Origin of the sequence: Bradyrhizobium huanghuaihaiense (genome assembly GCF_007830635.1) — a bacterium.
Lineage (GTDB): Bacteria > Pseudomonadota > Alphaproteobacteria > Rhizobiales > Xanthobacteraceae > Bradyrhizobium > Bradyrhizobium huanghuaihaiense.
On the sequence record NZ_VLLA01000047.1, the window covers coordinates 21,824 to 30,807 of the forward strand.

8 protein-coding genes and 1 pseudogene are annotated in these 8,984 nt (G+C 56.6%); 1 reads left to right on the top strand and 8 read right to left on the bottom strand.

Going from position 1 to position 8,984, the window contains the following annotated elements; all coding sequences use genetic code 11:
- Window positions 1-509: 509 nt before the first annotated feature.
- The 8 genes and pseudogenes from fdxB to nifD form a co-directional block, all read right to left on the bottom strand.
- Window positions 510-803: a ferredoxin III, nif-specific gene (gene fdxB, locus IQ16_RS42040; protein WP_011084559.1), complete on the bottom strand. Its 294-nt coding sequence runs from the start codon at window positions 801-803 to the stop codon at window positions 510-512.
- 10 nt (window positions 804-813) lie between these two features.
- Window positions 814-1,008: a CCE_0567 family metalloprotein gene (locus tag IQ16_RS42045; RefSeq protein WP_026312876.1), complete on the bottom strand. Its 195-nt coding sequence runs from the start codon at window positions 1,006-1,008 to the stop codon at window positions 814-816.
- Between the two features lie 19 nt (window positions 1,009-1,027).
- Window positions 1,028-1,490: pseudogene (locus IQ16_RS42050) on the bottom strand (NifX-associated nitrogen fixation protein).
- A gap of 6 nt (window positions 1,491-1,496) precedes the next feature.
- Entirely contained in the window at window positions 1,497-1,892 is a 396-nt protein-coding gene (gene nifX / locus IQ16_RS42055) for a nitrogen fixation protein NifX (protein ID WP_011084556.1), read from the bottom strand.
- Complete coding sequence (gene nifN / locus IQ16_RS42060; RefSeq protein WP_011084555.1) at window positions 1,889-3,298, bottom strand: nitrogenase iron-molybdenum cofactor biosynthesis protein NifN; 1,410 nt, start codon at window positions 3,296-3,298, stop codon at window positions 1,889-1,891. Before nifN ends, nifX begins: the two co-directional genes overlap by 4 nt.
- Before the next feature lie 9 nt (window positions 3,299-3,307).
- A complete protein-coding gene (gene nifE / locus IQ16_RS42065) occupies window positions 3,308-4,951 on the bottom strand; it encodes a nitrogenase iron-molybdenum cofactor biosynthesis protein NifE (RefSeq protein WP_011084554.1) in 1,644 nt (547 codons plus the stop codon).
- Between the two features lie 92 nt (window positions 4,952-5,043).
- Complete coding sequence (nifK, locus tag IQ16_RS42070) at window positions 5,044-6,600, bottom strand: nitrogenase molybdenum-iron protein subunit beta (protein ID WP_011084553.1); 1,557 nt, start codon at window positions 6,598-6,600, stop codon at window positions 5,044-5,046.
- A gap of 65 nt (window positions 6,601-6,665) precedes the next feature.
- A complete protein-coding gene (nifD, locus tag IQ16_RS42075; protein ID WP_018648292.1) occupies window positions 6,666-8,168 on the bottom strand; it encodes a nitrogenase molybdenum-iron protein alpha chain in 1,503 nt (500 codons plus the stop codon).
- Between the two features lie 598 nt (window positions 8,169-8,766).
- On the opposite strand from nifD, the gene IQ16_RS42080 reads away from it, so the two are divergent.
- The coding region (locus tag IQ16_RS42080) for a transposase (RefSeq protein WP_145832203.1) at window positions 8,767-8,984 on the top strand (218 nt) is incomplete at its 3' end.

Here is an 8,984-nt window from a genome sequence, read left to right on the forward strand (position 1 = left end):
TTCGGAGCAGCACCATCCGGACCCAGGATAGAATCGCGAAGACACAGGTGCCACCATCACATGCGCTTCAACGCGATCGGCGGCTATGATCGGCCGGACAATTGTAAAACCCGTGGACCGCGGCAGACTTTCGCTCCTGCCGATCCCGCAACCGAAGGCCACAGGATAGGATGAGCACGACTGGCTCCGAAGGAAGTGCCTATTCGGAAAACCGACTAGACGACCACGACGGTAATATGATCGCCCGCCCAAGGCCAAGTCGCTTTTCGAAAAAAACGCGGATCCTGCGATACGAGCGAGACTTGCAAGCAGGCGCCAGACAGCCGGTATGGCTTGCCTCGGGGCTGAGCAGCATTCGGCCATGCGCATCTCCGCTCGTTCCGTCTTGCCATTCAGGGAAAAAATCGGGCCATTCGGGCCGGCTGGCACGAGTCTCCGTTGCGGATTGACCTGATCCAGCGGGGCCTCCCTCCACGCGCTGCGGCGAACGGGAGATAGATCCCCTTCGCTCATGCAGCTGCGGCTGGGACGTGGGTCTGGCAGCTGGCCGGGCAAACCCTATCGCACGCACCGCAGCCGATGCAGGCGCCCTGATCGTTCAGAACCATAATCTTTTTTTCGACTTCATCGTCCGCGTCATTGTCAAGGTTGACGAGTTCGCCCTCCTCGTTGATGCCTTTCAAAGTCATGACATCTTGACCGCACACCTTGAAACAGCGGCCACAGCCGATGCACTTCTTGGCATCGATCGAGGCTAGGTATTGTGGCATCCAGTCGCGGCCGTCTCGCGTTGCAAATGACATGCATTGCCCTTCAAGTATTTTCCAGCTCTTTTAGCTCGCGACTCTTGCGCTCCAGTTCGACATAGACATCGTACGCCTTCTGCGCCACCGCCATAATCGACGTCCAGTTGATGGGCAATTCTTCCGAAAGGTCGTGCAGATCCATCTTGGCCTGTATCGCCTTGGCGGACACTTTCTTTAGTTCGGCCTTCAGTATTTCACTGATCGCCCATGAGTGAGTATCCTCAATAGTTAGCCACGTCTGGAAATTTCCGAATCAGGCCAATTCCCTCGCTGACATATCTATCCCCCTCTTGAGCCAGCTTGACGCAATTATCGAATCCCAAGCGATGCACGTCGCGCAGCTGCTTGTTTACGGCGACCAACCGCCCTGCGATGAGCACTATGCGCCCGAAGCCTTCATGATGCAGCTTCAGGATCGGCTGAACCATAATGCCGGTCTCCCTCTCTACTGACAGGCCGACCGCATTGAAGAACAACTCAAGCCGCCATAGTGTATTGGGATCGGGATCACCGATGATCGGCAATGCGCGTCGTCTCTCCCTGTTCAGGATAGGGTTCGAGCAGATCAAGGTCGCTCTTCCCTTCCCAGGCTTCATTGGTATCCTGGGCGCGCCAAAGCTTGACTAACTCGATTAGAAATGGTGCGTCGACGACGCTGCCCTGCTGCGCTATTTTTGCGGTCATATCATCTCATTCGTCGAACTCAAACGATCGCGGTTGGTCCTTTGCAAGGACCTTGCGCAGCCAGGGAGGTGGCGTGCCCTTCAGCACCGACTCGAGCTTTTCCAGCAACACGTGAATGCTTTCCGGTTTGCTCACCTTGATAGGATGAATTTTGCTGGCCACCACTCGCGCAGCCGCGGCACCACCAATGGCCGCGACGTATAGGATGGCGCAATCCTTGATCGCCTGGATCTTTGGCGCCAACTTGTCACCACTGCCGTCCTCCTCAAGATCGCCCTCAAACTCGATAGCTTTAAGAAAGACATGCCCGCTGGGCGCGACATCGTAGATTGCAATATTCTTTGCCCAGCCAAAATGAGCATCGACGCGTCTCAGATCCTGAGTGGCAAAAGCGACCTTCATGCAATTGACCTTTCAGGCGCGCCAGTGGAGCGGCGATGCCCCACGTGTTGTGGCAGTCCGGGCGTGGTCCGCCACCTATCGGGTGTAGGTCGGTCATTCTCGTCGCGATGCGCGATCACGAGATTGGCGATTTGGAAGATCACATTGCGGGTACCACGATAGCCGACGGATACTTGGTGGCCCGCGCCAAGCCGATCGAATATCGGAAAACCTACGCGATAGAACGGCACTTTCAGCCGCCCCGCCGCTTGCCTTCCATGCGAATGCGTGATCAGCAGATCGCAATGCTTTTCTTTTGCAAATCCTTCCAGATCTTCGAGGTCACCAATGAGAACCTCCTTGGTCCTGATTCGCTCGATCACCTCAGACTGAGTGGTCGTCACGGCGACGGTCACCTGCGCGCCCATATCGTGCAGCATGCCGGATAAATCGAACAGAAGGTCTGGCTCGGCACCGATCGCGACTTTGCGGCCGCCAATATGGAAGTGCGCGTCCAACATAGCATCGGCGAGCTGACTGCGCTGGCGTCGATATTTCGAGGGTATCGGGCGCCCGCTAATCTCGCTCAAAAACATCATGAAATCGTCGTTTGGATGAAGACCACACAGTCGCTCGAACACACGAAAAGGCACCCCGGTTTTAGTCTGCATGACCTCAGCCGCGCGCTGCATCTGCGCACCGATTGCAATGGTCCACCCTGCGCGCCCCATGCTCGCGATCTCGTCGACGTCAATGCCGCCGATGGTCGTTGACGTAAACTCATCGGGGATATGCCCGTCGAGCGATCCCGCCAAGTCAGGGAGAAAGGAGGGGTACAATCCGAAATCCTCCAGCAAGGCACGGAGTTCATCAAGGTCGCCGGGCGTCAGGTGACACCCCGGTAGAACATTTACCTTCGAGGGGTCCCGCAGGCCATTGGCACTTGGCCGGTCCACCAGCACCTCCACCATGCGTGCAACTGCCTTCTCCCACCCATCCTGGAACGCGCCCTTGAAATCAGGCGTTGATACATATACGAGCGGCAACTTTGTGAGTTGCGGATACGCACTCCGGATTAGTTTGAGGTACGCTTCCACATCGTCGCCGTTGGTCTCGGTGACACCGGTCGAGCAGATTCCGATGATCTTCGGCTTAGCGCGCTTGGAGATGTTAAGTATCGCCTGCTCCAAATTTTCATATCCGCCGAGTACGGTCGCGACCTCGCTCATCGCGGTGGTCTGCAGCGGTATTGCTTCTTTGAAGTGCCGGACAAAGAGCGTGAGACCGAAGGATGTGCACCCCTGTGAGCCGTGCAGAAGCGGCATCGCACCGCGCAGCCCCATGAAGGCGTATGCGCCGCCGATCGGCTGGCTCATCTTCAGCGGGTTGACAACGCAGGCTTTTGTCGGCGCCGTGACCAGGGCCATGGCGACTCCCTACTCTGCGGCCTGTCGCATATCAGATGGCTCGGACATCAACATATCTTCGATGCGTCCTTGACAGCAGCCACCGGCCGCATTGGTATGCTCTCGGACCGCTGCGACGCTCCTCAAGCCGTGCACGGAGATTGCGTCCTCAATCGTGCCCAGATCAACCCTGTTACACACGCAGATATTCCTCGCGCGGCGCGCTGTTTCGGCGAGGACCGGATCGCCGGCGATCGCGGCCATGGACTGCATCTGCTCCCGCGCTTTGGCCAAAGCCTCCCATGGCGCTGGCCGACGTAGCTGCTCCCACATCGGGCTTGAGAGCGAATTATCGATCTCCTCCACCAGCTTGACTATTCCGGCATAGCCCATATAGGCGTGGCAACGCTCCTGGTTGATATCGACCCATGGCACCGCCGCCTTCAGCGCGACAAATTGCGACTTGCCGCCCGATAGCATGATGTCCGCTTCTGCGTCCTTCAACATCTTGTACATTTCGCGCGCAGTCATGTCGTCGATCATGTGGGCATCCTGCCCCATGAGCTCCTTGATGCGCTCCTTGTCTTCCATGGTCGATTTCTTCACACTGGTTCCGACTAATTCCAGCCCGGCTTCCTGGAGCGCCGAGACGACCGACCATGACTTGACACCGCCGGTCATTAACAAGGCCCTTTTGCCTTCGAGTCGCGGCTTGTACGGCTGGATGGCAGCCCACGCCCGCGCTTCCTCGCGCGCGATCACCGCTTCGGTGCGCCCGAGCAGATCTGCCGGGGCGCCGCGCTCAACCAATAAGCGGGCGATCTGGCGTAGCGATTCGCTTGAATCCTGAATACCGTAGAACGACCCCTCGAAGAATGGGATCCCGTAACGTTGCTCCATCTTGCGTGCCACGTTGATCATGGATTTTGAGCACACCAACATTGCCGCCCGCGCGCGATGAGATGAAGCGACTTCGCGGTATTTGCCATCGCCCGAAATGCAGCAGAGAATTCGCACTCCAAGCTCGTCTAACACTGGCTTCACCTGCCAGAGCTCTCCTGAAAGGTTGTATTCTCCGATCAGATTGATGTCGTACGGCGTGGTGTAGTCCGGTTCTCGCGTGCCGATCACGTAGTCGAGCAAGGCTTCGCCCGCGAGCTTGTTACCGAGGTTTTTCGAACCGGCGAAGCCCGGAGAATTGATCGGGATCACCGGTTTTGAGAATCTTCGCGACGCTGCCTTGCAGACTGCATTGATGTCATCGCCGATCATCGCCGGGATGCAGGTTTGATAGACGAAGATTGCGGGCGGATCGCACTTGTCGATGATCTCCTTGATCGCTTTGCACAGCCGCTTCTCGCCTCCGAATACAATATCGGTTTCGCTCAAATCGGTTGTGAAAGCGGTGCGCCACAAATCCGAGCCGGACGACGCCGCGCCGCGATTGTCCCAGGAATTACCTTCGCACGCGATCGGGCCATGTACCAAGTGAGCGACATCGGTGAACGGCTGCAGCGCAACCTTCGCGCCGTCGAAAGCACAGCCACCCGCAGCGCTACCCGGCTGCAACTGTCTGGTACAGCCGTTCCTGCGTTCCGCCTCAGACTTACTGCCATTCTTGGCGCAGCCCGGCTCGTCGAAGATATCCTGGACCGTGGCCGCCAGTGAACTCATCCTGCTTCCTCTCAGGGCAACAAATTGTAAACTCAACCGTTATGTGCTCGTGCCATCGTCCAGTCCTGGACGATGGCACGTGTAGTTGCTCATCAACGAATGATGTCGAAGCTGTAGTCGGTTTTGCCAAGAATGTTGGTCTTGTTGTCGATCTCGTCGAAGATCTTGTCCAGGATCTTGACCAGCACATTCAGACCGCCCTGATAGCCCCATATGGGGGAGCGGTGATGGTGATGCCGGTCGAAAATCGGAAAGCCGATGCGGATCAGTGGCGTTGCGGTATCACGCTCCAGATACTTCCCATAGGTGTTGCCAATCAGAAAATCGACCGGCTCGGTGAACAAGAGTGAACGCATGTGCCAGAGATCCCGCCCCGGATAGACTTGGCAGCCCTGTCCAAATGGCGAGCTTGCAAGCAGCGCCTGCATTTTCTCCTGCCACGCTTTGTTGCCATTGGTGGACAGCACATGGGTCGGCTCGGCGCCGAGTTCGAGCAGAAACGCAGCCAATCCATAGCAAAGATCCGGATCGCCATAGATCGCGAACTTTTTGCCATGAACATGAGCGCTTGAGTCGGCAATGGCATCAACCAAGCGGCCACGTTCTCGCGCGAGTTGCTCCGGAATCTCCTTGCCGCTGATGCGTGACAGCGCGACGATAAAGTCATCCGTTGCTGATAAGCCTACCGGGTAGTTGAAGGATAGAACGTCCTGGCCATGCTCTGCCGCAAATGACAGCGTTTTTTCCGTGCACCATTGCTGCATGGAGATGGTCGCCTTGGCGTGAATCGCGTTCGCCGCATCCTTCAGCGTCGTACCACCGTCATACATCCGGAATTCGCCGTCTGTCGGAGTGTCGAACACTTCAGAATTGTCGGCGAGAACTGTGTGCTGGATGCCCATCAATTCCAAGATGCGCTTAATCTCGCGAAGGTTCCCGACGGTATATCCATCGAACCCGCCAATGATGTTGATCGCTCCATTCGGTTTGCGCTCCAGCTTCGGCGCTGTTCCGGCCTTGCCGTCCCAAAAATGCTCCAGAATGCCTTTGAGGGCATTGTCGTAGCCGGTGACGTGACTGCCAACGAATGCGGGCGTGTGGGCGAACGGCACGTCGAAGTCTGCCGGAACCGAGCCCTTTTCTTTCGACGTCTTGATGAAGGCGTTCAGGTCATCGCCGATCACTTCGGCCATGCAGGTTGTGGAAACCGCAATCATCTTGGGCTTGTACATCTTGTAGCTGTTCGCGAGCCCGTCGGTCATGTTGTTCAGACCGCCGAATACGGCAGCATCTTCCGTCATTGACGAAGAGACACAGGAGCTAGGCTCCTTGAAGTGCCGCGACAAATGACTGCGGTAATAGGCCACACAGCCTTGGCTGCCGTGGACGAAGGGCAGCGTGCGCTCAAAGCCGACAGAGGCGAATACGGCGCCAAGCGGCTGACACGCCTTCGCCGGATTTACCGCCAGCGCCTCCCGCGCGAAGTTTTTTTCGCGATATTCGGCCGTTTTGGTCCATTCCTTGATACGTTCGACCTCGGCAGGATCGCGCGGATTCTCGAATATCTTCTTCTTCGCCAGCATTTGCTGGTATTCTGGACCGCGGAACAGTTCGACATGATCGAGCACGTGTTCGGCACTCTGCGGCATCGGTGAAATCCTTCACTATCAGATTGGAATCGCCCGGGCTTTCCCGGAGAGCGAGACGAGTTGCGTTATTCTGCAGCTTGGAGCTTGGCGCTCGGCGCTTCCTTCCAGGGAGCTTTCGTTCTTTTCCAAATTGGCGAGTTGACGGCCATGTCCATGTCGCGCGCGAAGATCGCAAAGCCGTCATAACCGTGATATGGACCCGAATAGTCCCACGAATGCATCTGCCGGAACGGCACACTCATCTTTTGGAAAACGTACTTTTCCTTGATGCCTGAGCCGACAAGATCAGGCTGGAGTTTTTCGACGAAGCGCTCGAACTCATAGCCATTGACGTCATCATAGATGAGGGTGCTGTCTTTCACGTAGTGCTGAGCTGTGCGCTGATAGTCGTCGTTGTGACCGAACTCGTAGCCAGTGCCAATGACGTCCATCCCGAGGTCCTCGTACGCGCCAATCACATGACGCGGACGAAGGCCGCCGACGTACAGCATCACCGTCTTGCCCTCGAGGCGCGGGCGATATTTTGCAATCACGGCGTCCACCAGCGGCTGATACTTCTCGATCACTCGCTCGGCGCCTTCCTTGATCTCGTCGTCAAAATAACCCGCAATCCTGCGCAGTGAGTCCGCGATCTTTGAAGGTCCGAAGAAGTTGTACTCGCACCAAGGGATGCCGAACTTCTCTTCCATGTGGCGTGAGATATAGTTCATGGAACGGTAGCAATGCAGAATGTTGAGCTTTGCCTTCGGCGTTGCTTCGAGCTCGGCCAGTGAACCGTCGCCGGACCACTGCGCGATTACCCGTAGTCCCATCTCTTCAAGCAGAATTCGCGACGACCAAGCATCGCCGCCGATATTGTAGTCTCCGATGATCGCAACATCGTATGGTGTCGGCTCGAACTTTGGTTTGCCCTCGGCCTCGATATGCCCGAAAATCCAATCGCGTACCGCATCGTTTGCAATGTGATGGCCTAGTGACTGCGACACACCCCGAAAGCCCTCACAACGGACCGGCACGATGGTCTTGCCTCCATATTCTTTGGATTTCGCCCTTGACACCGCCTCGATATCGTCACCGATCAACCCTACCGGGCACTCTGATTGTATCGTAATGCCGTTGTTGAGTGGAAACAGCTCTTGGATTTCATCAAGGATTTTGTCCAGTTTCTTGTCGCCGCCAAATACGATATCCTTTTCCTGGAAGTCGGAGGTGAACTGCAGAGTCACGAAGCTATCGATGCCCGTGGTGCCAACGTAATAGTTGCGCCGCGAGCCCCATGAATATTGGCCGCAGCCAACCGGGCCATGGCTGATATGAACCATGTCCTTGATTGGTCCCCAGACCACCCCCTTCGACCCTGCATAGGCGCACCCTCTTATCGTCATCACGCCGGGTATGGATTTGATGTTGGACTTCACCCCGCAGTCCGACTTACCTGCTTGGTGCACGTTGAGGTGCTTGGCACGCCTTTTCGCGGTTTTCTCCGGATAGACCTTCAGCACCTCCTCGATCAGCTCTTTGTTGCGAGCCCTGATTTCTGCGACGCTGTTGGTCGTGGCGAGACTCATCTGGTGTCCTTTAAAAGGTTAGCTGTTGGGAGGGCGGCTTCTTGATCCAAGACTTTGCAACCGGCATGCCAGGGTCTCATGAGCACTAAAACTAGAACAACAACAGTTTCTTAGCGCGACTTGTACGGTGACGGGCTGTTGTTGCGAATCCGACATCTCGCCTTTGCGAGGGACTCTTGGTTTGGCGGTGTTCGAAATGGAACAAGGCGGCCGCGCGTGAAATTCACGGCGGAGTTTTTGAGTTTATGCGCGACAGCAACGCTCTGCGGTGTAAGGCGGAAGCAGGCCGCAAGTCTGGCTTCCAATCCTTCATACTTATTGAAACCTACAGGTGCTCACCTGCGATGTAATGACGTGCGCGATCTCGCGCTCTAGATCTCAAGGCGAGCTACCTCGACGCCACGTGAACTTCTTAGGCTCGTTAGATCACACGAGCATCGTCGCGCCTTGATAAGGGGCACGCACGATCACATCGATGTCTTCGCGTGCGTTGTACATGCCGAGGGACACAGAGCTGGCCCCGCAAATTCGGACAGTAGCTTGAGTGGATTTTCTGCCTGACAGCGGCGAGGATTCTTGCTGCGAATCAGGAGCGAAGATGACGAAGAAGAGCCGCCGGACGCATTCTCCGGCATTCAAGGCGAAGGTTGCTTTGGCTGCGGTCAAAGGCGGCAAGACACTGGCGGAGCTGGCGCAACTGTTTGATGTTCATCCGAACCAGATCACGATCTGGAAAAACCAGCTCCTGGAAGGCGCCGCCGGCGTGTTTGGGCATGACAAGACATCGGCCGAGACGCCGGTCGATTTGAAGGCGTT